General features: G+C 64.8%; 24 protein-coding genes. 4 read left to right on the forward strand and 20 right to left on the reverse strand.

Annotation, left to right across the window (positions count from 1 at the left end):
• The 5 genes from B4L76_RS04810 to ppc all read right to left on the reverse strand — a co-directional run bounded on the left by B4L76_RS04810 (position 1) and on the right by ppc (position 5,641).
• A complete protein-coding gene (locus B4L76_RS04810) occupies positions 1 to 870 on the reverse strand; it encodes a DUF72 domain-containing protein (RefSeq protein ID WP_296230875.1) in 870 nt (289 codons plus the stop codon).
• Positions 871 to 873: 3 nt separating this feature from the next.
• A complete protein-coding gene (locus B4L76_RS04815; RefSeq protein ID WP_296230876.1) occupies positions 874 to 1,164 on the reverse strand; it encodes a hypothetical protein in 291 nt (96 codons plus the stop codon).
• A 131-nt stretch (positions 1,165 to 1,295) separates the two neighbouring features.
• Positions 1,296 to 1,970 carry a tRNA (adenosine(37)-N6)-threonylcarbamoyltransferase complex dimerization subunit type 1 TsaB gene (gene tsaB, locus B4L76_RS04820; RefSeq protein ID WP_296230877.1) on the reverse strand — a complete coding sequence of 225 codons (675 nt, stop codon included), beginning with the start codon at positions 1,968 to 1,970 and terminating at the stop codon, positions 1,296 to 1,298.
• A gap of 134 nt (positions 1,971 to 2,104) precedes the next feature.
• On the reverse strand, positions 2,105 to 2,755 hold the full coding sequence (gene adk / locus B4L76_RS04825) for an adenylate kinase (protein WP_046616115.1): 651 nt from the start codon (positions 2,753 to 2,755) through the stop codon (positions 2,105 to 2,107).
• Between the two features lie 258 nt (positions 2,756 to 3,013).
• Complete coding sequence (ppc, locus tag B4L76_RS04830; RefSeq protein WP_296230878.1) at positions 3,014 to 5,641, reverse strand: phosphoenolpyruvate carboxylase; 2,628 nt, start codon at positions 5,639 to 5,641, stop codon at positions 3,014 to 3,016.
• Between the two features lie 153 nt (positions 5,642 to 5,794).
• Here ppc and B4L76_RS04835 point away from each other — a divergent pair, with 153 nt between their 5' ends.
• The 3 genes from B4L76_RS04835 (at position 5,795) to B4L76_RS04845 (ending at position 7,668) form a co-directional block, all read left to right on the forward strand.
• Positions 5,795 to 6,139, forward strand: a complete 345-nt coding sequence (locus B4L76_RS04835; protein ID WP_296230880.1) for a pilin assembly protein — start codon at positions 5,795 to 5,797, stop codon at positions 6,137 to 6,139.
• A 273-nt stretch (positions 6,140 to 6,412) separates the two neighbouring features.
• Entirely contained in the window at positions 6,413 to 6,826 is a 414-nt protein-coding gene (locus tag B4L76_RS04840) for a DUF4398 domain-containing protein (protein WP_296230881.1), read from the forward strand.
• A gap of 50 nt (positions 6,827 to 6,876) precedes the next feature.
• Complete coding sequence (locus B4L76_RS04845) at positions 6,877 to 7,668, forward strand: OmpA family protein (RefSeq protein ID WP_296230882.1); 792 nt, start codon at positions 6,877 to 6,879, stop codon at positions 7,666 to 7,668.
• 107 nt (positions 7,669 to 7,775) lie between these two features.
• On the opposite strand, the gene B4L76_RS04850 is transcribed toward B4L76_RS04845, so the two are convergent.
• The 15 genes from B4L76_RS04850 to B4L76_RS04920 all read right to left on the reverse strand — a co-directional run bounded on the left by B4L76_RS04850 (position 7,776) and on the right by B4L76_RS04920 (position 23,926).
• Positions 7,776 to 8,102: a hypothetical protein gene (locus tag B4L76_RS04850; protein ID WP_296230884.1), complete on the reverse strand. Its 327-nt coding sequence runs from the start codon at positions 8,100 to 8,102 to the stop codon at positions 7,776 to 7,778.
• On the reverse strand, positions 8,099 to 9,022 hold the full coding sequence (locus B4L76_RS04855) for an alpha/beta hydrolase (RefSeq protein ID WP_296230886.1): 924 nt from the start codon (positions 9,020 to 9,022) through the stop codon (positions 8,099 to 8,101). Before B4L76_RS04855 ends, B4L76_RS04850 begins: the two co-directional genes overlap by 4 nt.
• On the reverse strand, positions 8,994 to 10,271 hold the full coding sequence (locus B4L76_RS04860) for a flavohemoglobin expression-modulating QEGLA motif protein (RefSeq protein WP_186673041.1): 1,278 nt from the start codon (positions 10,269 to 10,271) through the stop codon (positions 8,994 to 8,996). Before B4L76_RS04860 ends, B4L76_RS04855 begins: the two co-directional genes overlap by 29 nt.
• 134 nt (positions 10,272 to 10,405) lie before the next feature.
• Positions 10,406 to 10,954 (reverse strand): hypothetical protein, encoded by a 549-nt coding sequence (locus B4L76_RS04865; RefSeq protein WP_296230890.1) that lies wholly within the window; start codon positions 10,952 to 10,954, stop codon positions 10,406 to 10,408.
• A 29-nt stretch (positions 10,955 to 10,983) separates the two neighbouring features.
• Positions 10,984 to 11,688, reverse strand: coding sequence for a TetR/AcrR family transcriptional regulator (locus tag B4L76_RS04870; protein WP_225780651.1), 705 nt, complete (start codon positions 11,686 to 11,688; stop codon positions 10,984 to 10,986).
• A 148-nt stretch (positions 11,689 to 11,836) separates the two neighbouring features.
• Entirely contained in the window at positions 11,837 to 13,339 is a 1,503-nt protein-coding gene (gene lysS, locus B4L76_RS04875; RefSeq protein ID WP_296230892.1) for a lysine--tRNA ligase, read from the reverse strand.
• Positions 13,340 to 13,432: 93 nt separating this feature from the next.
• Positions 13,433 to 14,528 (reverse strand): peptide chain release factor 2 gene (prfB, locus tag B4L76_RS04880; protein ID WP_123084286.1). Its coding sequence is split into 2 segments (ribosomal slippage): positions 13,433 to 14,455 and positions 14,457 to 14,528, totalling 1,095 coding nucleotides; the frame shifts between segments, so codons are not numbered across the junction.
• Positions 14,529 to 14,688: 160 nt separating this feature from the next.
• On the reverse strand, positions 14,689 to 15,693 hold the full coding sequence (gene wspR / locus B4L76_RS04885; RefSeq protein ID WP_296230896.1) for a Wsp signal transduction system regulator diguanylate cyclase WspR: 1,005 nt from the start codon (positions 15,691 to 15,693) through the stop codon (positions 14,689 to 14,691).
• Positions 15,694 to 15,744: 51 nt separating this feature from the next.
• Positions 15,745 to 16,758 carry a chemotaxis response regulator protein-glutamate methylesterase gene (locus B4L76_RS04890; RefSeq protein WP_296230897.1) on the reverse strand — a complete coding sequence of 338 codons (1,014 nt, stop codon included), beginning with the start codon at positions 16,756 to 16,758 and terminating at the stop codon, positions 15,745 to 15,747.
• On the reverse strand, positions 16,755 to 19,052 hold the full coding sequence (locus tag B4L76_RS04895; protein WP_296230898.1) for a hybrid sensor histidine kinase/response regulator: 2,298 nt from the start codon (positions 19,050 to 19,052) through the stop codon (positions 16,755 to 16,757). Before B4L76_RS04895 ends, B4L76_RS04890 begins: the two co-directional genes overlap by 4 nt.
• Entirely contained in the window at positions 19,049 to 19,714 is a 666-nt protein-coding gene (locus tag B4L76_RS04900; protein ID WP_296230899.1) for a chemotaxis protein CheW, read from the reverse strand. The genes B4L76_RS04895 and B4L76_RS04900 overlap by 4 nt, the downstream gene beginning before the upstream one ends.
• Positions 19,711 to 20,979: a CheR family methyltransferase gene (locus tag B4L76_RS04905; protein WP_296230901.1), complete on the reverse strand. Its 1,269-nt coding sequence runs from the start codon at positions 20,977 to 20,979 to the stop codon at positions 19,711 to 19,713. The genes B4L76_RS04900 and B4L76_RS04905 overlap by 4 nt, the downstream gene beginning before the upstream one ends.
• A complete protein-coding gene (locus B4L76_RS04910; protein WP_296230903.1) occupies positions 20,976 to 21,482 on the reverse strand; it encodes a chemotaxis protein CheW in 507 nt (168 codons plus the stop codon). The genes B4L76_RS04905 and B4L76_RS04910 overlap by 4 nt, the downstream gene beginning before the upstream one ends.
• A 5-nt stretch (positions 21,483 to 21,487) precedes the next feature.
• The gene (locus tag B4L76_RS04915; RefSeq protein WP_296230905.1) at positions 21,488 to 23,110 is read right to left on the reverse strand and encodes a methyl-accepting chemotaxis protein; all 1,623 of its coding nucleotides are present in this window, start codon (positions 23,108 to 23,110) and stop codon (positions 21,488 to 21,490) included.
• 135 nt (positions 23,111 to 23,245) lie between these two features.
• Complete coding sequence (locus tag B4L76_RS04920) at positions 23,246 to 23,926, reverse strand: tellurite resistance TerB family protein (protein ID WP_296230907.1); 681 nt, start codon at positions 23,924 to 23,926, stop codon at positions 23,246 to 23,248.
• A gap of 217 nt (positions 23,927 to 24,143) precedes the next feature.
• Here B4L76_RS04920 and ydcS point away from each other — a divergent pair, with 217 nt between their 5' ends.
• Positions 24,144 to 25,295: a putative ABC transporter substrate-binding protein YdcS gene (ydcS, locus tag B4L76_RS04925; RefSeq protein WP_296230908.1), complete on the forward strand. Its 1,152-nt coding sequence runs from the start codon at positions 24,144 to 24,146 to the stop codon at positions 25,293 to 25,295.
• Positions 25,296 to 25,303: the final 8 nt, after the last annotated feature.

Genomic DNA, 25,303 nt, shown 5'->3' on the forward strand with positions numbered 1-25,303 from the left:
TCAAAGTAGTCCCAGTTGTTCGACCTCGGGTGCACGCGGCAATTCCGGCAGCGCGGCAAGCCCTGGCAGGCGCCGCATCAGGCGTTGGTGAAAATGCTGGGCCAGGGCGGCAGCCAGGCGGTTGTCCGAAGTGTGCAGGAAGATGTACGGACTGCGGCCTTCCTCGATCCAACCGGCCACCTTGTCCACCCAAGGAATGAGAAACGCCTCGTTGGCCTCCAGCTGCGGATGGCCGATGAAGCGCACCTGTGGGTGCTGGCTGAAGGCCGCGGGGCGTGGCGGTACCCTGGGCTTTTTCGCTTGCGCATGCAGCACTGCCGGGTCGCGCGAGGTGCAGCTGAACAGCGCACGCGGATCCAGGCAGATGCGCTCCACGCCACGCTCGTGCAGCAGGCGGTTAAGCAGCCGCTCTTCTTCACCCTTGGCAAAGAAGGCCTGATGGCGCACTTCCACCGCCACCGGTACCACAGCCTGGTCGAGAAACTGGCAAAGTTCGCCCAGCCGGGCGGGGCCGAACTGGGCCGGCAATTGCAGCCAGTACGGTGATACACGCGGGCCCAGCGGGGCCATCAGGCGAGTAAAGGCGAAGGCGGGCTCGAGTTGCTTGCGCAGGTCGCCGGCGTGGCTGATATCCCGGGGAAACTTGGCGGTAAAGCGAAAATGCTCGGGCATCACCTGCGCCCAGCGGGCGATGGTGCCAGGAGCCGGGCGTGCATAGAAGGTGGTATTGCCCTCGACTGCATTGAACACCTGGCTGTAGAAACCAAGCATCTCATTGCTGTTGGCGTCGGCGGGGTACAGGTAGTCACGCCAGGCGTTTTCGCTCCAGGACGGACAACCGAGAAAATAAGGCAGGGGGGATGGCGTCATCCCTCAAATGTACAGGTCCAGCCCCAGTACTTCCATGTCCCAGTCGGTAAAACCGGCGGTGCTCAGGTAGCTGGCCAGCGCCGTGGCGGTACGGCGGTCCCGTGCGCGGGGGAAGATCATGTCCTGTTGGCGCGCCGGCAGGCCACCGCTGCGACGGCGTGCAGTGGCTTCCTGAGGAGCGACTTCGGCCTCTTCGACCAGCTCGGCATCGTCGATCGCCTCGTCGCGCACCGCAGCCTTGCGCGGCGTGCGCTTGATCGGGTAGGACTGCGGGGTAAAACCGTCGATACGCATGGCATCAGCACTCAGGATCGATGATGGCAATTTAGCAGCATCAGGAATCCATCGCTAATGCTTGAGTGATAACTGGACCACAGATCGGGCAAAAGGTTTTCTGCCACCGGACGCTAACCGACGAACAGTAATCAGGATTTTTTCGGTGTCGCCACGTTGTCGCGCAGGTACACCGGTTGCGCCTGCTCGGCGGCGATCGCCTCCCCGCGCGCCCAGGCGAAACTGGCCAGGCTGAGAATATCCAGGGCGTTGGGCAGGGCACTGGCATTGCTGGCCGCGACTTGCACCGCCAGGCGCTCGGCATAGCCCCAGCCGGTGCCGGCACCGAACCAGTCGCCACTGGCACCTGCGGGCAGCGCCACCTGCTCGGGTGGCAACACCGCCTCGCGGCCAACCAGGCGCATTTCGCCCGCCGTGGCCTGGTAGCACCCCCAGTACACCTCGTCCATGCGCGCATCGATGGCGGCAGCCACCTGCTGCACGCCTTGCTCGCGCAGGGCGCCCTGGGCCAGGGCGGCCAGGTTGGACACCGGCAGCACCGGGCGCTGCAGGGCGAAGGCCAGGCCCTGGACCACGCCGATGGCAATACGCACGCCAGTGAACGCGCCCGGACCGCGACCGAAGGCGATGGCATCCAGCGTATTCAGGGCCACGCCGGCGTCAGCCAGCAGCTGCTTGATCATCGGCAGCAGCTTCTGCGCATGCATGCGCGGGATCACCTCGTAATGGCTGGTTACCTTGCCGTCATGCAGCAGCGCGACGGAACAGGCTTCGGTAGCGGTATCCAGGGCCAGCAGGGTGGTCATCGAACAGGTTTCCAGGTGCGAAAAAAAGAGCGGCAGTATAGAACAGTGGCGGCGTCGTGTCCCTAAGGGCCGCTGTGCGGCCGAAAACGACCACGGCCCGCAAGCGGGCCGTGGTGGGGTGCGTCAGGCGCTGATCAGCTCAGGGCGGCCAGGACCTTGGCGGTAATGGCCTCGACCGAGCCAACGCCTTCGATGTGGCTGTACTTCGGCTTGCCGCCATTGGCAGCCGACAGCTTCTGGTAGAAGTCCACCAGCGGCTTGGTCTGGCTGTGGTAGACCGACAGGCGATGGCGAACGGTCTCTTCCTTGTCGTCGTCGCGCTGGATCAGGTCTTCGCCAGTCTCGTCGTCCTTGCCTTCCACTTTCGGCGGGTTGTACTGAATGTGGTAGGTGCGGCCCGAGGCCAGGTGCACGCGACGGCCAGCCATGCGGCCGACGATTTCTTCGTCGTCCACAGCGATTTCGACCACGGCGTCGATGTCGACACCGGCAGCGACCATGGCTTCGGCCTGCGGGATGGTGCGTGGGAAGCCGTCGAACAGGCAGCCCTTGGCGCAATCAGGCTGGGCGATGCGCTCCTTGACCAGGCTGATGATCAGCTCGTCGGAGACCAGCTGGCCGGCATCCATGACTTTCTTCAGTTCCAGGCCCAGCGGGGTACCGGCCTTGACGGCGGCACGCAGCATGTCACCGGTGGAAATCTGGGGGATACCGAACTTCTCGGTGATGAACTTTGCCTGAGTACCTTTACCGGCCCCGGGAGCTCCCAGCAGAATTACGCGCATCTCGTGCTCCTCAAATTTTTTTATGAAATTCAATGGATTCGGCGACCAGGGCCTAGTCCGGAAAATCGGGTATGACCATAAATCGGTCAGAAGGCTGCTCAAGATACACAGCGCCCGGCAGCCAGACAAGCGTCCCAAAGTTGCAGGAATGCGCCACCTATGGCTTGCCTGGCTGGCGGTTGCGCCCCGGCGCAACCGCCCTCCTCGTACTGCTGCATGCCATGCCTGGCAGGCGCCCGGGATACCCCGCGCCGGCCCTCAGCCGGTATTGCGCAGGCCCGCCGCGATGCCCGCCACCGTGACCAGCAAGGCCTGCTCCAACGGGCTGTCCAGAGCGGCTTCGCGGCTGCGCGAGCGGGCCAGCAACTCGGCCTGCAGGCGATGCAGCGGGTCCAGGTAGGTGTTGCGCAGGCGGATGAATTCCAGCGTCTCGGGGCTGTGCGCCAGTAGCACCGGCTGCCCGGTCAGGCCCAGCACCACCTGGCACGACTGCGACAATAGGTCGCGCAAGTGCGCGCCCAACGGCAGCAGGTGCGGTTGCACTAGACGTTCGTCGTAGGCTTCGGCGATCTGCGCATCGGCCTTGGCCAGGACCATCTCGAGCATGTCGATGCGGGTACGGAAGAATGGCCATTGCTCGCGCATCTGCGCCAGCAGTTCGCCCTGCCCCCGGGCCAGAGCGTTGCTCAGCGCCGTTTCCCAGCCCAGCCAGGCCGGCAGCATCAGGCGGGTCTGGGTCCAGCCGAAGATCCACGGGATCGCCCGCAGGCTTTCGATGCCACCGGCACGACGCTTGGCCGGGCGGCTACCCAGCGGCAGACGGCCAAGTTCCTGCTCCGGCGTTGCCTGGCGGAAGTACTCGACGAAATCGGGGTGGTCGCGCACCACGCTGCGGTAGGCCTTGACGCCATCGGCGGCCAGCTGGTCCATCACCTCGCGCCAGGCCGGCTGTGGCGGCGGCGGTGGCAACAAGGTGGCTTCGAGCACGGCGGCCAGGTACAGGTTCAGGTTCTGCTCGGCGATGCCCGGCAAACCGAACTTGAAGCGGATCATCTCGCCCTGCTCGGTAGTGCGGAACCGCCCCGCCACCGACCCCGGCGGCTGCGACAGGATGGCCGCATGGGCCGGGCCGCCACCGCGGCCAACCGTGCCGCCGCGGCCATGGAACAGCAACAGCTCGACCTGGTGCTCGGCGCAGATGCGTACCAGCTCTTCCTGGGCCCGGTACTGCGCCCAGGCCGCTGCGGTGGTACCGGCGTCCTTGGCCGAGTCGGAATAGCCGATCATCACTTCCTGCGGCCCGCGCAACCCGGCGCGATAGCCCGGCAGGCCGAGCAGGCGCCGCATCACCGGGCCGGCGTTGTCGAGGTCGGCCAGCGTCTCGAACAAAGGCACCACGCGCATGGGCCGGGTGAGGCCGGCCTCCTTGAGCAACAGTTGTACCGCCAGCACATCCGAAGCGGCACCCGCCATGGAGATGACGTAGGAACCCAGCGAGGCCGCCGGCGCGGCGGCGATTTCCCGGCAGGTGGCCAATACCTCGGCGGTGTCCGCCTGTGGCCGGAAATGTGCCGGCAGCAGTGGCCGGCGGTTGTTCAGCTCGGCCTGGAGAAATGCGATGCGCTGCTCTTCATCCCAGTCGGCATAACGGCCCAGGCCCAGGTAGTCGGTTATTTCGCTCAGCGCATCACGGTGGCGGGCCGCGTCCTGGCGCACGTCCAGGCGGCCGAGGAACAGGCCGAAGGTCACCGCGCGGCGCAGGCAATCGAGCAGCGGGCCTTCGGCAATCACCCCCATGCCGCACTCGTGCAGGGACTGGTAGCACAGCTCCAGCGGTGCGATCAGGTCGCGGTTGTCCACCAGCACGTCGGCACCGGCCGGTTGACTACCGGCCAGGGCCGCATGCGCCCAGGCCCGGGTTGCCCGCAGGCGCTCGCGCAGTTGCTTGAGCAGCGCCCGATAGGGTTCGGCGCTGTCGCCCACCCGCTCGCGCAGGGCCGCATTGGCCTGCTGCATGGACAACTCCGACGCCAGTGCATCGATGTCGCGCAGGAACAGGTCGGCAGCCATCCAGCGCGCCAGCAACAGCACCTCGCGGGTGACCACTGCGGTCACGTTGGGGTTGCCATCGCGGTCGCCGCCCATCCAGGAAGCGAAGCGGATCGGCGCGGCTTCCAGCGGCAGGCGCAGGCCGGTGGCCTCCAGCAGGGCCTTGTCGACCTTGCGCAGGTGGCTGGGAATGGCATGCCACAGCGAATGCTCGATCACCGCGAAGCCCCACTTGGCCTCATCCACCGGTGTTGGCCGGGTGCGGCGGATTTCCTCGGTATGCCAGGCTTCTGCAATCAGCCGACGCAGGCGCTCGCGCACCTGCTGGCGTTCGCTCGCGGTCAGGTCGCGGTGATCCTGGGCGGCCAGCTGGCCGGCAATCGCGTCATACTTCTGGATCAGGGTGCGACGCGCCACTTCGGTGGGGTGCGCGGTGAGCACCAGCTGGATATCGAGCTTGGCCAGCTGCCGGGCCAATGCATCGTTACTGTGCCCCGCCTGTTTCAGGCGCGCCAGCAACTCGGGCAACACTCGGCCCTCGAACGGCTCGGGCTGGTCGGCATCGCGGCGGCGGATCAACTGGTACTGCTCGGCCATGTTGGCCAGGTTGAGGAACTGGTTGAAGGCCCTGGCCACCGGCAACAGGTCTTCTTCGGCCAGGTCGGCCAGGGTCGAGCTCAGTTGCTCGGCAGCGCCACGACGGTCGGCCTTGGCGCTGTGGCGGATGTCCTCGATCTTCTGCAGGAACGCCTCGCCATGCTGCTGGCGAATGGTTTCGCCTAGCAGCTCACCCAACACATGGACATCTTCTCGCAAACGCACATCGATATCGGTCATTGGCCTTTTCTCCGCCGCGGCTGTGGCACCCCTTCTGCTGAAGAGTGCCCACAGCCGGGCGCCAATGGCAAGCCGTGGTCGGCCAAAGCAAACTAAAGTGAAAGCACAGCACTCCCATGCCATGCAGACCAGCAGGCGTAAACAGAGGCCATCATGAAAATCCGTGAACTTGTCCAGCACTGGGAACAGAATGCCGCCGGGCCCCTTAGCCGCACCGGCCATGTCCTGCACCTGGACCTGGAATCCGAAGCGCGCCTGGCCGCGCTGATCGACATGTACCCCAAGCGCACCGCAGAGGAACTGCTCGGTGAACTGGTCGCTGCCGCCCTGGAGGAGCTGGAAGCCAGCTTCCCTTATGTGCAAGGCCGGCAGGTCATCGCCACCGACGAGGAAGGCGACCCATTGTACGAGGACATCGGCCCTACACCGCGCTTCCTGTCCTTGTCGCGCCAGCATCTGCACGACCTGAGCAACCCCGTCGCCGACAGCGATAAATGACCTCCTGCGGCCTGTTCCGGGCCCGCAAGGCCCGGAATACCGCGTCAGTAGCGGAAAGTTCCGGTCATGCCAGCACTGACCGATCAGTCAGAAATAGTTGCCTGCAACGGCACTTTTTTCTGAACTATCCGAAAAACGACTCAGTCACAGCCAATAGCCATCACGCTAAAACCCTGCACACCGACCGTTGTGCACCGTTGAGCTGAAGCGCGCGGGGGTGTCAGGGAATAGCGATGGACTGCTACGGACAACGTCGTAAACAGGAGTGATCCAATGGAACTGACCATCAAGAAAACCCGCATCAGCAAACCCTCATCCACACAGCTGCGCGGGTTCAGGCTGGCCGCGCTGGCCCTGGGCAGTAGCCTGGTCCTGGCCGGCTGTGCAGGCAACCCGCCAACCGAGCAGTATGCGGTGACCCAGTCTGCCGTGAACTCTGCCGTCAGCGCTGGCGGCACCGAGTTTGCCGCCGTGGAGATGAAAGCGGCCCAGGACAAGTTCAAGCAGGCCGAAATCGCCATGCACGACAAGAAGTACGACGAAGCCAGGCGCCTGGCCGAACAGGCCGAGTGGGACGCCCGCCTCGCCGAACGCAAGGCACAGGCGGCCAAGGCCCAGAAGGCCGTGCAGGATGCCCGCCAGGGCGTTCAGGACGTACGTGAGGAAGGCCTGCGCAGCGCTCAGTGAGCCCTGCCCCGCCAACCTCTGCCTTCGCACACGATCAAAGGATGAACACTATGCGCAACCACGTCATGATTCCCGCCCTGCTGGCCCTGAGCGTCGGCCTTGCCGCCTGCTCGCACGACCCGAATGCCAACCTGGAAGCAGCCCGTAGCAACTTCTCCGCGCTGCAGAGCGACCCGCAGTCGAGCAAGGTCGCGGCGCTGGAAACCAAGGACGCCCAGGACTGGCTGAACAAGGCCGACAAGGCCTACATGGAGCGTGAGGACGAGCAGAAGGTCGACCAGCTGGCCTACCTGACCAACCAGCGCGTCGAGGTGGCCAAGCAGACCATCGCCCTGCGTACTGCCGAAGGCGAGCTGAAAAACGCCTCGGCCCAGCGTGCCCAGGCCAAGCTGGATGCCCGCGACGCGCAGATCGCCAAGCTGCAGGAAAGCCTCAACGCCAAGCAGACCGACCGCGGCACCCTGGTCACCTTCGGCGATGTGCTGTTCGACTTCAACAAGGCCGAACTCAAGAGCAACGCCTACCCGAACATCACCAAGCTGGCGCAGTTCCTCCAGGAAAACCCGGAGCGCAAGGTGATCGTCGAGGGTTATACCGACAGCGTCGGCTCGGCCAACTACAACCAGACCCTGTCCGAACGCCGCGCCAACAGCGTGCGCATGGCGCTGGTGCGTGCCGGCGTCGATCCGGCGCGGATCGTTTCCCAGGGTTATGGCAAGGAGTACCCGGTCGCGGACAACTCGAGCAACTCGGGGCGTGCGCAGAACCGTCGCGTGGAGGTGACCATCTCCAACGACAACCAACCGGTAGCCCCGCGCTCGGTAAGCCAGATGCAGCAGTAAGGCTGGCTAGTTGCAAGCACAAGCCCCGCGCTCGCCGCGGGGTTTTGCTTTGCCCGACGCTTGTCCAAGGCCGGCTGTACGCGATGCCCGCTTGAACCTTGGCCGGTTCATTGAGCCTGTTGCGGGGTTTCCTCGCCCATGCAGCGCACCGCCCGTTTGCGGTTGTCGACCAGCACGCCGGTCAGGCCTTTCTGCTGGGTATCGAACAGCACCAGCACCCCGTCCACGCACTGGGCCACTTGCGCTGCCGGGTCCAGCGAAACCTTGTAGTCCTCGCCCGGGATGGTCTTGAGCATGGTGAAGTCCTGCAGCAACAGGGCATCCTCGGGTTTGGCGAAATGCAGGTAACCGTAATACCACAAGGCTCCCACCGTCACGATGATGCTGCCGATGCCGGTCAGGATCAGCGGGATGGCGTTGCGTTCTTCACTCATTGCTTGTTTTTCTCGTCAGGGTAGTTGGGCACTTCGGCCAGCCGCCGCAGACCGTTGAAATGCTCGGGATCATCCAGGAAACGCAGCATCACCTGGCGCCAGGTCGGGTCGGCGAAGGTCTGCACGTGGCCCCCGCGGGTCAGCTGCAGCACCCGCGGCGGTGGCGCGTGCTGGTACAGGCGAATACCGTTGTCCAGCGGCACCAGGGTGTCGTCGATACTGTGGAAGAACAGCTTGGGCGGGCTGCTCAACTGCTCGATGGAGTGAATCGCGCTGTCGCCATCCGGCACCAGCCACGATAGCGGCACCTGCAACGGCCATGTCATCCAGGAGGTACTGAGGGCAAAGCGCCCGACCGCCTGGTAGCTGGCCGGCACCCCATCGAACACCAGGGCGCTGAAGCGCTCGCGCTGTTCAGGATGTGCCGCCAGGTAGTGGATGGCCATGGCCCCGCCCAGGCTCTGCCCCAGCAGCACCAGCGGCTTGCCCTCGACCTCGGGCGCCTGGTCCAGCCAGGCCATGGCCGCTGCAATGTCCTCGTACACCTCAGGCAGGCTCGGCTCGCCCTGGGACAGGCCATAGCCGCGATAGTCGATCATCAGCACCTGGTAGCCCTGCTCCGGCAGCCAGTAACTGCCACCCAGGTGCCCAGGCAGGTTGCCACCGTTGCCATGCAGGTGCAGCACCGTGCCCTTGACCGCGACCCCAGCCTTGGCCGGCAGCCACCAACCGTGCAAGCGAATGCCGTCGGCCGTGGTCAGGGTGATATCGCGGTATTCGAGCCTGGCCCGCTCGGGTGTGAACGGTTGGCCGCGCTCGGGATAGAACAGCAAGCTGCTGCAACCCGCCAGCATCACCACGGCCAGGCCCAGGGCCAGCAGGCGGCAGCGTTCAGAGAATGTTCGCGTAGTCGGCTTCAATCCGGTCCAGGCTCAGGTGGTTGAGGAAGTTGGAGAAACACATCCAGGCTGACAGCGCGTTGAGGTCACGGAACTGTTCAGGCAGGTACTTGGGCGGCTCGACCAGGCCCTCCTCGACCAGCTGGCGCAGGGTGCGCATGTCTTCCAGGGTGGTTTTGCCACAGAACAGCAGCGGGATCTGCTCGAGCTTGCCCTTCTTCACGGCCAACTGAATGTAGTTGTAAACCATGATGAAGCCCTTGAGGTAGGACAAGTCCTTGGTGAATGGCAGGCCGTTGGGCACCGAGCCGCGAAATACGCGGCTGGCGTTGCTGTAGCTTTGCGCCATTTCGAAGCCCTGCTCACGGAAGAAGCTGTAGACCTGCATGAAATCGGCACCCTCCTCGACCATGTGAATGGCGCGGGTGCGGTTGGTGAGCTTGCGAAGGCGGCTGGGGTACGAAGCGAAGGCGATCACTTCCATGAGAATGGCCAGGCCTTCCTGGGTCACCGTCGACGAGGGCGGGCCCTTGGCCAGGAAGGTGCAGATCGGCTGGTTCAGGCCATTGAGCGTGGTGCCCACGTGCACCAGCCCTTCGTGCACCTCCAGGGCGCGTACGTCACGCGCGTTGAACATGGCGTCGGCGCGCACCTTGATATAGTCCGCCCCGGCCGCGGCGTCAGCGACGATACCGTCGGACTCGAACACGCGGATGGTTTCCTCCGCTTCGCCGAACACTTTGTTCAGCCGGCGCTGGAGGATGGCCACGGCTTCCTTGGCAGTGAGGTTCTTCGGTTCGTCCTTGAGGTCACCACGGCCATCGATGTTGTTCAGGTAGTCCGACAGCATCAGGCCCAGGTCAGCCAGGGTCGGGTCACCGGCGTGGAAGGCATCCGAGGCCGCGCCGTACAGCTCTTGGGAAATCAGGCCGAAGTCCTCGGTGCCGCGCGCCTCGAGCATGCGGATCACCATGCGGTACTCGCGGCACATGCGCTTCATGATCTGCCCGACCGGGTTGAACTGGCCAAGCTGGCGGATGATGTCGCGTTCGATACCCTGGAACTCGGCCTTGACCGCACTGGAGTCGAACGACAGCGGGCGCGACTGGTAGTAGGCATGGTCGACCGCTGGCGGCTCCTTGCCCTTGGCCTTGAGGAAGCCCTGGCGAATGTTGTCGTCCCACTTCACCGCGTCCAGGACCCGGATCGGGGTCTGCGCCGCGACGATACGGTCGGACAGGGCGCGGATGGTTTGCTGGTATTCGTCCACCGGGGACTCCTTTCTAGTACAGGAAACCTGTACCGGCCTCTTCGCGGCTGAAGCCGCTCCCACAGGTACTGCATCAGGCTCGAAACCGGTGCGGTCCCTGTGGGAGCGGCTTCAGCGCGAACAAGCCAGCACGGTCATTTGCCGGAGCGCTGGAACCGCGCCACTTCGACGAACAGGTCGGAGTTGGCCGGGTCGTCCAGGTACGCCAGCACCCGCGCCGCCGGGCTGTCGATCAGCACGCCCTCACCGTTGTCTTCCGGCACATCGGTGCTGCGCCCGATCAGTTCCTTCTTGTCCACCGCCTGTTGCACCTGCTCGACGTCCAGGTTGTAGATCACCAGTTCCTTGCCATCGACGATATCAAAACCGCCGATCAGGAAATTGCCGCCCAGGCGCTTGGGCACACCGGCCGAGAGGTACCAGCGGTTGCCGTGACGCGACACGGTGAATACGTATTCCTCGGGAGCCTTGCCCTTGGCCGTGGCGACCGCCTTGTAAGCACCGCCGCCACTGCGGCTGATCACCAGCTTCAGTGGCTCGCCCCAGGCATCCTTGCTGCTCCACTTGCCGAGCAGCGCCTTGGGTGCCGCCTGGTTGCTGGGCAACGGCTCGTGGAAGGTCACCAGACAACCACCCAGCAGCAGGAATGACAAAGTCAACAGCACCATACGCCAGGCTTTCATCCGGGTCTCCTTGAAAAGTCAGTCTCGGCTCAGGCCGATGCCAGCACCAGCTGCAGGTATCGGGTAAGCATAGCGAGCATCTGCCCATCGGCTTGCGCGTTCGCGTCCTTGAGCAGGCCCTGATATTCCATCTGCTCGATAATCGCCGTCAACATCTGGGCGTCCTGTTCCGGTTGCCTGGAACCGACCACCTGCAGCAATTGCCGGGTGCCATGCAGCAGGATCTGGTCGTGGGCGCACACCAGCTCGGCCAGGCGCGGGCACAGCAGCGCCTCCTGGCGGAAGGCCTGTTCGGCCATCAGGAAGTCGCGGCGATTCAACAGCTGGCGCTGCACGTAGTCGGCGGTCATGCGCGCCACTTCGTCCGCCAGCCGTGCCCGCGCCTGCGGGCTGCCATCGCCCTGGGCGAGCAACTGGCGCAACACCACCTCGGTGTTGGCCCACAGCTTGGCCATGTAGGCAGCGCTGCGCTCGACGTACTGGGCGAAGGTATCGGTGAGCAGGTCCTCGATGTCCTTGAAGTAGTAGGTGGTGGCCGACAATGGCACGCCAGCCTCGGCAGCCACCGCGCGGTGGCGCACCCCGCGCACGCCATCGCGCACGACGATGCGCATCGCGGCGTCGAGGATCAGTTGGCGGCGCTGTTCGCTGCCTTGGCGGGCAGTCTTGCGGCCTTGGTATTGCACGCTTTCGGCGACGGCGGTGGCGATGCCGGCGGCGCCCTGGTGAGGCATTGCGGGTGTCACGGGGGTACCTCATGGTTCAAAGTCATCTGCGGCCTGTACCAGCCCAGTCGCGACTTAAGCCCGCTTGGGCTGGTACAGGCAACATAAAGCTTCAGACAAGAAAAAGCCGCCTCGAAAGGCGGCTGATTCAAGCGACTCAGGCTTGCGGACGCATGTGCGGGAACAGGATCACGTCACGGATCGATGGCGAGTTGGTCAGCAGCATCACCAGGCGATCGATACCGATGCCTTCACCTGCGGTCGGCGGCATGCCGTACTCCAGGGCACGCACGAAGTCGGCGTCGTAGTGCATGGCTTCGTCGTCCCCGGCGTCCTTCTCGGCCACCTGGGCCAGGAAGCGCTCGGCCTGGTCTTCGGCATCGTTCAGCTCGGAGTAGGCGTTGGCGATCTCGCGGCCACCGATGAACAGCTCGAAACGATCGGTAACCGCCGGGTTGTCGTCGTTGCGACGGGCCAGAGGCGACACTTCGAACGGGTACTCGGTGATGAAGTGCGGCTGCTCCAGCTTGTGCTCGACCAGCTCTTCGAAAATCATCACCTGCAGCTTGCCCAGGCCTTCGTGGCCCAGCACCTTGGCGCCGGCCTTCCTGGCGATCTCGCGGGCACGGTCGACGTCCTGCAGGTCGGCAGCGGTCAGTTCCGGGTTGTACTTGAGGATCGAGTCGAAGACCGACAGGCGGGCGAACGGCTCGCCGAAGTGGAACACCTTGTCGCCGTACGGCACGTCGGTGCTGCCCAGTACCAGCTGCGCCAGCTCGCGGAACAGTTCCTCGGTGAGGTCCATGTTGTCGCGGTAGTCGGCGTAAGCCTGGTAGAACTCGAGCATGGTGAATTCTGGGTTGTGTCGGGTCGAAACGCCTTCATTACGGAAGTTGCGGTTGATCTCGAACACTTTCTCGAAGCCACCCACTACCAGGCGCTTGAGGTACAGCTCCGGCGCAATACGCAGGAACATGGCCATGTCCAGGGCGTTGTGGTGGGTTTCGAACGGCTTGGCCGCGGCACCGCCAGGGATGGTCTGCAGCATCGGCGTCTCGACTTCGAGGAAGTCGCGCTCGCTGAGGAACTTGCGGATATGCGAGATCACCTGCGACCGCACACGGAAGGTGTGGCGGGTTTCTTCGTTGACCATCAGGTCGACGTAACGCTGGCGGTAGCGTTGCTCGGTGTCGGTCAGGCCATGGTGCTTGTCGGGCAGCGGGCGCAGCGACTTGGTCAGCAGGCGCACGTTGGTCATTTCGACGTACAGGTCGCCCTTGCCGGAACGGGCCAGGGTGCCTTCGGCGCTGATGATGTCGCCCAGGTCCCAGGTCTTGACCGCTGCCAGGGTTTCTTCGGGCAGGGTCTTGCGGTTGACGTAGACCTGGATGCGCCCGGTCATGTCCTGGATGACCATGAACGAGCCACGGTTGAGCATGATGCGACCAGCGACCTTGACCGGAATCGCTGCAGCTTCCAGTTCTTCCTTGGTCTTGTCCGCGTACTGCTTCTGCAGGTCGTTGCAGTAGCTGTCGCGACGGAAGTCATTGGGGAAGGCGTTGCCCTTGGCGCGCTCGGCGGCAAGCTTTTCCTTGCGCAGGGCGATCAGGGCGTTTTCTTCCTGTTGCAGGTCTTGCACGTCGGTCTTGAGGTCGCTCATTTCGTCATTCTTTCCATCAGGTGTTCGGTGCCCCTTTCGGGCAGGGCACGCGGTACCGGCACCAGGCCAGGTACCGCGGCAGTTGTGTGCGGTTTACAGCCCTTGCTTGAGGCTCGCTTCCAGGTACTGGTCGAGGTCGCCGTCCAGGACCTTCTGGCAGTCGCTGCGCTCGACACCGGTACGCAGGTCCTTGATGCGCGAGTCATCCAGCACGTAGGAGCGGATCTGGTGGCCCCAGCCGATATCCGACTTGCTGTCTTCCAGTGCCTGCGAGGCGGCGTTGCGCTTCTGCATTTCCAGCTCGTACAGCTTGGCCCGCAGCATTTTCATGGCGGTGTCCTTGTTGGCGTGCTGGGAGCGTTCGTTCTGGCACGCCACCACGGTGTTGGTCGGCACGTGGGTGATACGTACCGCCGAGTCGGTGGTGTTCACGTGCTGGCCACCGGCACCGGAGGAGCGGTAGGTATCGATGCGCAGGTCGGCCGGGTTGATCTCGATCTCGACCTTGTCGTCGATTTCGGGCGACACGAACACCGCCGAGAACGAAGTGTGGCGACGGGCCCCGGAGTCGAACGGGCTCTTGCGCACCAGGCGGTGCACACCGATTTCGGTACGCAGCCAGCCGAAGGCGTACTCGCCCTTGACGTGCACGGTGGCGCCCTTGATCCCGGCGACTTCACCTTCGGAAAGCTCGATGATGGTGGCATCGAAACCACGCTTGTCGGCCCAGCGCAGGTACATGCGCAGCAGGATGTTGGCCCAGTCCTGCGCCTCGGTACCACCGGAGCCGGCCTGGATGTCCAGGTAGGCGTTGTTCATGTCCATCTCGCCGCTGAACATGCGACGGAACTCAAGCTGGGCCAGTTTTTCTTCCAGGCCTTCCAGCTCGGTCACGACGTCGCCGACGGCGCCTTCGTCATTTTCCTCGACGGCCATGTCGAGCAGGTCCTGGCAGTCGGCCAGGCCGCCGGACAGCTTGTCCAGGGTCTCGACGACCTGGGCCAGCATGGCACGCTCGCGGCCCAGGGCCTGGGCGTACTCGGGCTTGTTCCAGACGTTGGGGTCTTCCAGCTCGCGGTTGACTTCGATCAGGCGGTCATGCTTGTGATCGTAGTCAAAGATACCCCCGAATGGACTGGGAACGCTCGGTAAGGTCCTTGATGGTGTTCAGGATCGGTTGGATTTCCATGGGCGGGCGGCTCTCGTGCGAATTCGGTGAAAAGCCTGCGAGTATAACCGACTCCGCCGCAGGGCGGCAGACCCGCCGGGCACCCGAATAGCCCCAACCATCAGTGCAGGGGCGCCCTAATCGCGCCACAAGGCCGTTCCTGCACGGTATGGCGAGCCGCTCAGGCGATACCCACCTGGTTGCGCCCGCTATTCTTGGCCTGATACAGGCCCTTGTCGGCGGCCGAGATCAGCTGCCGGCTATGGCTGCCGATGGCCGGGGTCTGGGTCGCCAGGCCAATGCTCACGGTCAGGTACGAGTCAGCCGTCGGCGCGGTGTGCGGGATACCCAGGCCCAATACGGTCTGACGCAGCTTTTCGGCCACCAGGCGGGCCCCACCCGGTGAGGTGTTGGGCAACACCAGGACAAATTCCTCGCCGCCATAGCGCGCCGGCAGGTCAGTCGGCCGCGAACATGCGCCGCGGATCGCCTCGGCCACCTGGCGCAAGGCCTCGTCACCGGCCAGGTGGCCGAAGCTGTCGTTGTAGGCCTTGAAGAAGTCCACGTCGATCATCAGCAGCGACAACTGCTGCTGCTCACGCATGGCACGGCGCCATTCCAGTTCGAGGTATTCGTCGAAGTGACGGCGGTTGGACAACCCGGTCAGGCCATCGGAGTTCATCAGCCGCTGCAGCATCAGGTTGGAGTCGAGCAACTGTTGCTGGCTGACGCGCAGGGCGCGGTAGGCCTCGTCGCGCTGCAGCAGGGTCAGGTAGGAGCGCGAGTGGTAGCGAATGCGCGCTACCAGTTCGATGGTGTCCGGCAGTTTGACCAGGTAGTCGTTGGCGCCGGCAGCGAAGGCTGCGCTCTTGACCAGCGGGTCTTCCTTGGTCGACAGGACGATGATCGGAATGTCCTGGGTGGCCGGGTTGTTGCGATATTCACGCACCAGGGTCAGCCCGTCCAGGCCAGGCATGATCAGGTCCTGCAGAATCACCGTGGGCTTGATGCGCACCGCCTGGGCCACCGCCTGGTGCGGGTCGGCGCAGAAGTGGAAGTCGATGTTGTCCTCGTTGGCCAGGCCACGCCGCACCGCCTCGCCGATCATGGCCTGGTCGTCGACCAGCAGTACCATCGCCGCGTTTTCGTTGGTGGTCGTGAAACCTTCGATCGGTAAGTCATTCATGGCTGTTCACCCGATCACTACCGGCCTGGCGGCGTGATTCAATACACTTCGTCATTTAGCAAAAAATTCCATCAAGCGCCCGGCTATGCGTTCCAGCGGGCGGACCTCCACCGCGGCATCGATGGCCACAGCAGCCTTGGGCATTCCATACACCGCGCTGCTGGCCTGGTCCTGAGCAATAGTGAGAAACCCCCGCTGGCGCATCGTTTTCAGGCCCTGGGCGCCGTCGCGGCCCATGCCAGTGAGCAGCACGCCCACCGCATCGCCGGTCCAGTAGCGCGCAACGCTCTCGAAGAACACGTCGATCGAGGGCCGGTATATCTCATTGACCGGTTCGGCAGTGTAGGCCAGTTGGCCGTTCTGTAGCAGGCGGATGTGGTGGTTGGTGCCGGCCAGCAGTACCTGGCCAGACTGCGGCGGTTCGCCTTGGCGGGCCAGGCGCACCGGCAGGCCGGCTGCGCTGCTGAGCCATTCGGCCATGCCCGCGGCAAACACCTGGTCCACATGCTGGACCAGCACGATGGCCGCCGGAAACGCTGCCGGCAGGGCCTTCAGCAGCACTTCGAGAGCCGCCGGGCCACCCGCGGACGAGCCGATCGCCACCAGCCCGCGGTGCTGCGACACCGCCCGTACCGGCGCGGCAACCGGCCGCGCTGCCGGGGCATTCTGCTGGCCGATCAACCAGCTTATGTTGAGGATCTTGCGCAACAGTGGCGCTGCTGCCTCGCGCGGGTCGCCCGCCCCCAGCGCCGGCGTGTCGACCACGTCGAGGGCGCCGTGGCCCATGGCCTCGAACACCCGATGCATGTTCTGCTTGCGGTCGACGGTCACGATGACGATGGCGCAAGGGGTTTCGGCCATGATCCTGCGGGTGGCCTCGACGCCGTCCATCACCGGCATGATCAGGTCCATGAGGATCAGGTCTGGCAATTGTTCCGCGCAGCGCTGCACCGCCTCGGCACCGTTGCCGGCCACCCATATCACCTGGTGCTCGGGCTCGAAGGCGACCACCCGGCGCAGTGCCTCGACGGCCATGGGCATGTCGTTGACGATGGCGATCTTCATCCTTGCGCCCCCCCGATCAGCTCGACCACTGCATCCAGCAACGCATCGTCGTGGAAACTGGCCTTTGCCAAATAGTAGTCGGCGCCGGCATCCAGGCCACGCCGTCGGTCTTCCTCGCGGTCCTTGTAGGACACCACCATGACCGGCAGCGATTGCAGGCGCTGGTCGCGGCGCACCAGGGTGACCAGCTCGATGCCGTCCATTCGCGGCATGTCGATGTCAGTGATCAGCAGGTCGAAGTCCTCGGCACGCAGGGCGTTCCAGCCGTCCATGCCATCCACCGCCACTGCCACGTCGTAGCCACGGTTGCCCAGCAATTTGCGCTGCAGTTCCCGCACGGTCAGCGAATCGTCGACCACCAGGATGCGCTTGCGCACCACGCCGCGGGCACCGCTGCTGCCGCGTGCGATGCGTTCAAGGCTGCCGGTGCTGAGCAGTTTGTCCAGCGAACGCAACAGGTCTTCGACATCGATGATCAGCACCACCGAGCCATCGTCGAGCAGGGCGCCGGAAGAAATGTCCTGTACCTTGCCCAGCCGCGGGTCGAGTGGCATCACCACCAGCACCCGCTCGCCCACCAGCCGCTCCACGGCCACGCCGTACAGTTGCTCGCGCTCACGAATCACCACCACCCGCAAGCGGCTCTCTTCGGCCTGCCCGGCCGGGCGGTTGAGCAACTGGCTGGCCGCGACCAGGCCGATGTGGCGGCCTTCGTGCCAGAAGTGCTGGCGCCCTTCGATCTGCACGATCGCTTCGGCAGCCACGTCCAGCGTGCGTTCGATGTGGGCGAGCGGGAAGGCGTAGGCCTCGCCCCCCACCTCGACCACCAGGCTGCGCACCACCGACAGGGTCAGCGGCACCTGCAGGTGGAAACGGCAGCCCTGCCCGGCCGTCTGGGTCAGTTCGATCGAACCGCGCAGCTCACGGATCATGTGCTGCACCGCATCCAGGCCGACACCACGCCCGGACACCTCGGTGACCTTGTCGCGCAAGCTGAACCCAGGCAGGAACAGGAACGTCAGCAGCTCGGCCTCGCTCATCCGCGCCACCGTCTCAGCGGGTGACAGGGCCCGTTCGACGATGCTGCTGCGCAGGCGCTCTAGGTCGATGCCGGCGCCATCGTCGATCAGCTCCAGGCTGAGCATGCCGGCCTGGTGCGAGGCGCGCAGGCGGATCACGCCCTCCTCCGGCTTGCCTGCCAGCAGACGCCGCTCGGGCAGCTCGATGCCGTGGTCGACCGCATTGCGCAACAGGTGGGTCAGCGGCGCTTCGAGCTTTTCCAGCACTTCACGGTCGACCTGGGTCTTTTCCCCTTCCACCAGCAACCGCACCGGTTTGCCCAGCGACCGGCCAAGGTCACGGACCATGCGGCTCTGGCCGGCCAATACATCGGCAAACGGCCGCATCCGGCAGGCCAGCGCCGTGTCGTACAGCAGTTGTGCGCGCTGGCTGGCCTGCCAACCGAATTCATCCAGGTCGGCAGCCTGCTGCTGCAGGATCTGCTGGGTTTCCGCCAGCAGGCGCTGGGTCTGCGCCAGGGCTTCGAGCACCTCGCTGCTCTGGCCACTGTCTTCCAGCTGCCTGCGCAGGCCGTCGAGCGCCTGCATGCCTTGCCCGTGCATGCGCTTGAGGCGTTGCAGGGAGGCCAGGTAAGGCTTGAGACGCTGGGTCTCGACCAGCGATTTGCTGGACAGGTCGAGCAGGCTGTTGAGGCGATCGGCGGTCACCCGCAGCACCCGCTCCGTACCCTCGCCGGCAGGCTTGACCGCCTTGCGACGCGGCGCCGACTCGGCTTCGGGCTCAGGCGCGGAGGCAGCGACGGGCAGCGGCGCTGGCTCGGGTTGCACGGCTGGCGCCTCCGGCGCTGTTGGCACGCCGGGCGCTACGGCAGGCATGGCCGCGCCCGCCGGGACCAGCAGGCTGGCCATCTGGGCGAGAAATACCGGCAGGGTCGCCTGTGCCGCGGTATCCCCAGGCGTGGCGATGCGCATCAGCAGGTCAGTGCCTTGCAGCAGGGCGTCGATATGCTCGGCGCTCAGCTGCAGGCGACCTTCCTGGGCGGCCACCAGGCAGTCCTCCATGACGTGGGCGACGCTGACGCCAGCGTCCACCCCGACGATCCGCGCCGCGCCCTTCAGGGAGTGCGCAGCGCGCATGCACGCCTCGAGCTGGTCGGCCTGCGTAGGGTTGCGCTCCAGTGCCATCAAGCCGGTGCTGAGCACCTGGGTCTGCGCCTCGGCTTCCAGGCTGAACAGCTCGAGCAACGATGCGTCGCGCATTTGCTCCGGGGTCATGACAGGCTCCGCTGCACGGCAGACAGTAAGTGTTGTTCATCCAGCACCCGTACGCTGCGGCCACGCCATTGCAGGACTGCAGCAGTGAAACGGGTGGCATCCTGGCCGCTGTCGAGCAGCTGCGGGTCGAGCCGGTGAATGCCGTCGATTTCCTCGACTGCCAGCACCACCGGCCCACCGTCGGTGGCCAGAATCAGCATGCGTGGCATCACCCGGCCGGCGCGTTGCTCGGTGGCACCGGCCTGTACACCCAGCAGGTCGGCCAGCGACAGGCACGGCACCAGCGCACCGCGTACGTTGGCCACACCCTGCAGCACGCGCGAGCGCTGATGCGGCAGTGAATGCACCGCCTGCAGCGGAGCGATTTCGGCCAGGCAGGCAGTGGCCAGCGCCAGCCACTCTTCACCCAGGCGGAACAGCAGCATCGAACGGCCCGTGGTTTCCTCGGCAGGCGCTGCGCCTACCGCCTGATGGTCCTCCATCAACGCATAACGGTCGAGCAGGCGCGTGGCGGCGGCAGCATAGACCTCGCAGTTTCGGCAGTGAACGTGACGCGCCAGCAGCGGGCATTGCTTGTCGCCGTGTACCCCTATGCGGTTCCAGCAGTCGTCGATGTGCGCATCATCCTCGGCGAGCAGTTGCATCGCGGACTCATTCCTCATCGTTCAGACTCCCGTCCCGCCCGCGCAGCACGCTCCTGCAAGCGCCGGGCACCGGCCAGGTCACCCTGGGCCGCCAGCAAGGCCGCCAGGTGCACCAATGCCTCGGGGTGCTGCGGCTCCAGATACAGGGCTTTGCGATAGTGGCTGAGTGCCTGCTGCGCGTCGCCCTCGGTATCGCTGAGCAACCCCAGCCAGTAATACACCTGCGCCGAAGGTGGGAACTGGGCGAGGTAGCGCTGGCATTCGGCGCGGGCCTGCTCACTGGCTCCGGCATTGGCCAGCCGGGCAATGCCGGCCAGCATTTCGCCAGGCTGCTCGCCCTGGTGCTCGCGCACCGGCGCTGGCCTGGCTGGCACGGGCAGCACGCGCAGTGGCCGTGCCGCACCGGGCAACGAATAGCCTGGCGTCGGTGGCGCTGGCAACCGGCGTCGCGTCGGCAATGCCGGGGCGCCAGCCGGCGCAGCAGCACTGCCCTCATCGCGCACGTAGGCGAACGACTGGGCAATCCCCACCGGGCGCATACCCAACCGCGCCAGCAGGCTGCCTTCGGCCGGGCCGATGAACAGCACCCCTTGCGCGTGCAGCAGGCGCTTGAGCACCTCGAACACCCGTTGCTGGGTTGCCAGGTCGAAATAGATCAGCAGGTTGCGACAGAACACGAAGTCGTACAAACCATCGCGACTGGCCAGCGCCGGGTCGAGCACATTGCCCACCTGCAAGCTGACCTGCTCGCGTACCCGCTGGTGAAGCTGGTGGCCATCGTCGACGGCATCGAAATAGCGCTCGCGAAAACTCAGGTCGCTGCCACGAAAGGCATTGCGCCCATAGATGGCTTGCCCGGCCTTTGCCACCGAACTGGGGCTGATGTCCATGCCATCGATCAGAAATGCACCCGGTGCGATACCAGCGTCGAGCAGGGCCATGGCCAGCGAATAAGGCTCCTCGCCGGTCGAGCATGGCAGGCTGAGCAAGCGCAGCGGGCGCGCCCCGGCAAGTTCGGCCAGGCGCTTCTGCGCCAGGCTGACCAAGGCGGTGAAGGATTCTGGGTAACGGAAGAACCAGGTTTCCGGGACGATGACGGCCTCGATCAGCGCCTGTTGCTCTTCCATCGATTGCTGCAGGCGCAGCCAGTAACCGTCGAGGTCGGCGGCGTTCACGGCTACGCAACGCTGACGCAGCGCACGTTCGACCATGGACGCCCCCACCGACTCCACGTCCAGGCCGATACGTTCACGCAGGAAGCGGAAAAAGTGTTGCTCGTTCATGTCGGCATCCCTGTCGGCTCACCCGTATACAGCAGTCGGTGCACCGCGTCGGGCAGCAAGTCGTTGACCTCGATGCGCTGCAGCAGGCCCTGCTCGTCCTGGCGCACCGGCCCCAGGTAGGGGGCTTCACCGCTGTCCACGCCATAAGGCTGGAATTCGTCGGGGTGGCAGCGCAGGGTTTCGGTCGCCTGTTCCAGGATCAGGCCAAGCTGCAGGCCGCCACGATAATGCACCAGCACCAGCCGGGTACTGGTGCGTTGCGCTGCCGGCTGGCCAAAGCTCAATGCCGCCAGGTCGACCACCGGTACCAGCAGGCCACGGTGGGCGAGGATGCCGGCGACCCAGCCAGGCGCCTGGGCGATCGGCTTGAGCGGCTGGCGCGGCAGTACTTCGATCACCTCGTGCACGCTCAAGGCGAAGCGCTGTTCCTGGATGCGGAACTGCAGGTACAACACCCCTTTGGCGTTGTCCTCCCGCGCGGTGCGCGGTTGCATGTCATTCATCGCAGTCAGACTTTGAAGCGCGACACGCCGCCACGCAGGCCAGCGGCCACCTGGCTCAGCTCATCGATGGCAAAACTGGCCTGGCGCAACGACTCGACCGTCTGGGTGCTGGCATCGCTGAGCTGGGCCAGCGCCTGGTTGATCTGCTCGGCACCAGTGGCCTGGGCCTGCATGCCTTCGTTGACCATCAGCACGCGCGGCGCCAGGGCCTGTACCTGGTGGATGATCTGGCTCAGTTGCTCGCCCACCTGCTGCACCTCGAACATGCCGCGGCGCACTTCCTCGGAGAACTTGTCCATGCCCATGACTCCGGCCGACACGGCCGACTGGATCTCACGCACCATCTGCTCGATGTCGTAGGTGGCCACCGCGGTCTGGTCGGCCAGGCGGCGCACTTCGGTGGCGACCACGGCGAAACCACGGCCGTATTCACCAGCCTTTTCCGCCTCGATGGCGGCGTTGAGCGACAGCAGGTTGGTCTGGTCGGCGACCTTGACGATGGTCACGACCATCTGGGTGATGTTGCTGGCCTTCTCGTTGAGGATGGCCAGCTTGGCGTTGACCAGGTCGGCGGCGCCCATCACCTGGTGCATGGTTTCTTCCATCCGCGCCAGGCCCTGCTGACCGGAGCCGGCCAGGCTGGAAGCCTGGTCGGCCGCCGAAGTCACCTCGGTCATGGTGCGTACCAGGTCACGAGAGGTGGCGGCGATCTCCCGCGAAGTGGCACCGATTTCGGTGGTGGTAGCAGCCGTCTCGGTGGCGGTGGCCTGCTGTTGCTTCGAGGTGGCGGCTATCTCGGTCACCGAGGTAGTCACCTGGACCGACGAACGCTGGGCCTGGGCCACCAGGTTGGCCAGGGCCTCGGCCATTTCGTTGAAGCCGCTTTGGATGGCGCCGAACTCGTCCTGGCGTTCCAGGCTCAGGCGCATGCTCAGGTCGCCTGAACGCAGTTTGTCGAGGGCATGCACAATGCGCTGCATTGGCCCCGAGATGGCGCGCATCGACAGCAGGCCGCAGACGCCCGCGGCAATGATGGCCAGCAACAGTGAAACCACCATGCTGCCCTTGGCCGTGCTCACGGCGTTGACGATGTCGTTGGTGGCGGCGTCGGCTGCAGCGCGATTATCCTCGATGACCTGGGTCAGGTGCTTGCGCCCATCCACCCAGGTCGGGGTGAGCAGGTCGTTGATCAGCCGCTGGGCGCCGTCGTAGTCATGCTGGCGGTAGGCGTCCAGCACCTGGCCAACGATCTTCATGTAGTTCTCTTCGAGTTGCACGAAGGAGTCGAAGCGAGTCTGGTCGTCCTTGGTCCGGATCGTGCCCTGGTAACTCGCCATGTGTTGCTTCAGCCGGTCCTCGAAACCTTTGAACAACTCCATGTCCGCCGAGGTGATTTCGCGGCGGTTGGACAGGCCCACCAGTTGCTGGCTGGTGACATAGCTGTCGACCCAGGCGCTGCGGATCATCGAGCTGTAGTAGACCCCTGGAATGCTGTCGCTGCCCACCGCCTCTTCGGCGGCTTCGATGGCCACCAACCGCGAGTAGGCGGCCACGATCATCAGCAGCATGATGGCGATGATCACGGCGAAACTTGCCAGGATCCGTTGGCGCAAGGTCCAGTTCTTCACATTCAGCCCTCAGGAATTCGCAACAAGTGGGAAAAACCGCCGGAGTATAGCTCAGGCGCCCGGCGCTTTGCGGCTGAATGGAAGGCGTGTGATGGTCCGGTCATTGGGGCTGCGTTGCAGCCCCATCCGCTCAAATCAGCTTGCTGCAAGCCTTGCCTGGCTTTCCAGCTCCTGACGCAGGCCCGGGTCCAGGCGCAGCTGGCGGGCCAGTTCGTCCAGATAGGCGCGCTCCATGAAGTTCTCCTGGTCGACCACCATCACGCTGGCCAGGTACATCTCGGCCGCCATTTCCGGCGTTTGCGCGGCACGGGCCACTTCGGCCGGGTCAAGCGGCTTGTTCAACTCATCGTGCAACCAGTGCTGCAGCTCGCGGTCGCTGTCCAGGCGGGTGAATTCGCCCTCGATCAGCGCCCGCTCGCGCGCATCGACATGGCCATCGGACTTGGCCGCCGCCACCAATGCCCGCAGCACAGCCTGGCTGTGCTGTTCGGCCTGGGCCGGCGGCAGGCGGTCGACGGTCTGGGGCTCGCTTGCAGCCAGTCGCTGACTGGCCTGCCAGTTGCCATAAGCCTTGTAGGCCAACACCCCCAGCGCGGCCAGGCCACCATAAGTCAGCGCCTTGCCGCCGTACTTGCGGGCTTTCTTGCTGCCGAGCAACAGCCCCAGCGCGCCCCCGCCCAACAAACCGCCACCGCTGCCGGACAACAGCCCGCCAAGCCCACCGGCAGCATTGCCGGGCTTGCCGGCAGCCCCCTGTTTGTCGAGCAGTTGCTGGCCGGACTTGAGAAGCTGATCGAGCAGGTTGCGGGTGTTCATTCGCGGCTCTCCACGCAAGAAAATTCATACGCCAGAGTAAGGCTTGGCCAAATGTACGCCACCGTGGATTTGCTTCCGGATGTTGCATTGGCTGGCAAAAAGCCAACTAGACTCGATATCGCCAATACCCCGCGCATGCGCACTACGCTTATAACAACTGCTTCACGGCTTGCTTGATGACTGCCCCCAACAAGATCTCCAAAAAAGAGGGAACACCATGTCAGTGCACAAGACCGCATTGCTCGGCGCCATTACCGGTGCCGTGCTCGCCAGCGCCAGTCTGCAGGCTGCCGAACCGCCCAAGGCCCTGGGCGCTGGTGAGGGGCGCCTGGACATCGTCGCCTGGCCGGGCTACATCGAGCGCGGTGAAAGCGACAAGGCCTACGACTGGGTCAGCGGTTTCGAGAAGGAAACCGGCTGCAAGGTCAGCGTCAAGACCGCCGGCACGTCGGACGAGATGGTCAGCCTGATGACCAAGGGCGGCTACGATCTGGTCACCGCTTCGGGTGACGCGTCGCTGCGGCTGATCGCGGGCAAGCGGGTGCAGCCGATCAATACCGCCCTGATCCCCAACTGGAAACTTATCGACCCACGCTTGCAGAACGGCGGCTGGTACGTGGTCGACAAGCAGGTATACGGCGCCCCTTACCAGTGGGGGCCGAACGTGCTGCTGTACAACACCGAGGTGTTCAAGCAAGCACCCACCAGCTGGGGCGTGCTGTTCGAGCCGCAGAACCTGCCCGACGGCAAGCCGAACAAGGGGCGTGTGCAGGCCTACGACGGGCCGATCTACATCGCCGATGCGGCGCTGTACCTGAAAACAGCCAAGCCGGAGCTGGGCATCCAGGACCCGTACGAACTGAACGAAGCCCAGTACAAGGCCGTGCTGGAGCTGCTGCGCCAGCAGCAACCGCTGGTCCACCGCTACTGGCATGATGCAACCGTGCAGATGAGCGACGTGAAGAATGAAGGCGTGGTCGCAACCAGCTCCTGGGGCTACATGGTCAATGGCCTGAAGGCCGAGAAGCAACCGGTGGCTTCGACCATTCCCAGGGAAGGAGCTACCGGCTGGGCCGATACCACCATGCTGCACAGCGAGGCCAGGCACCCCAATTGTGCCTACAAGTGGATGGACTGGTCATTGCAACCGAAGGTGCAGGGTGACGTGGCGGCCTGGTTCGGCTCGTTACCGGCGGTACCGGCAGCCTGCAGCGGCAACGAACTGCTGGGGGCGCAGGGCTGCAAGACCAACGGCTTCGAAAACTTCGACAAGATAGCCTTCTGGAAAACCCCGCAGGCACAGGGCGGCAAGTTCGTGCCTTACAGCCGCTGGACCCAGGATTACATCGCGATCATGGGTGGCCGCTGAGGTTGCCT

Source organism: Pseudomonas sp. UBA4617 (genome assembly GCF_002386445.1).
In the GTDB taxonomy this organism is placed as follows: Bacteria; Pseudomonadota; Gammaproteobacteria; order Pseudomonadales; family Pseudomonadaceae; genus Aquipseudomonas.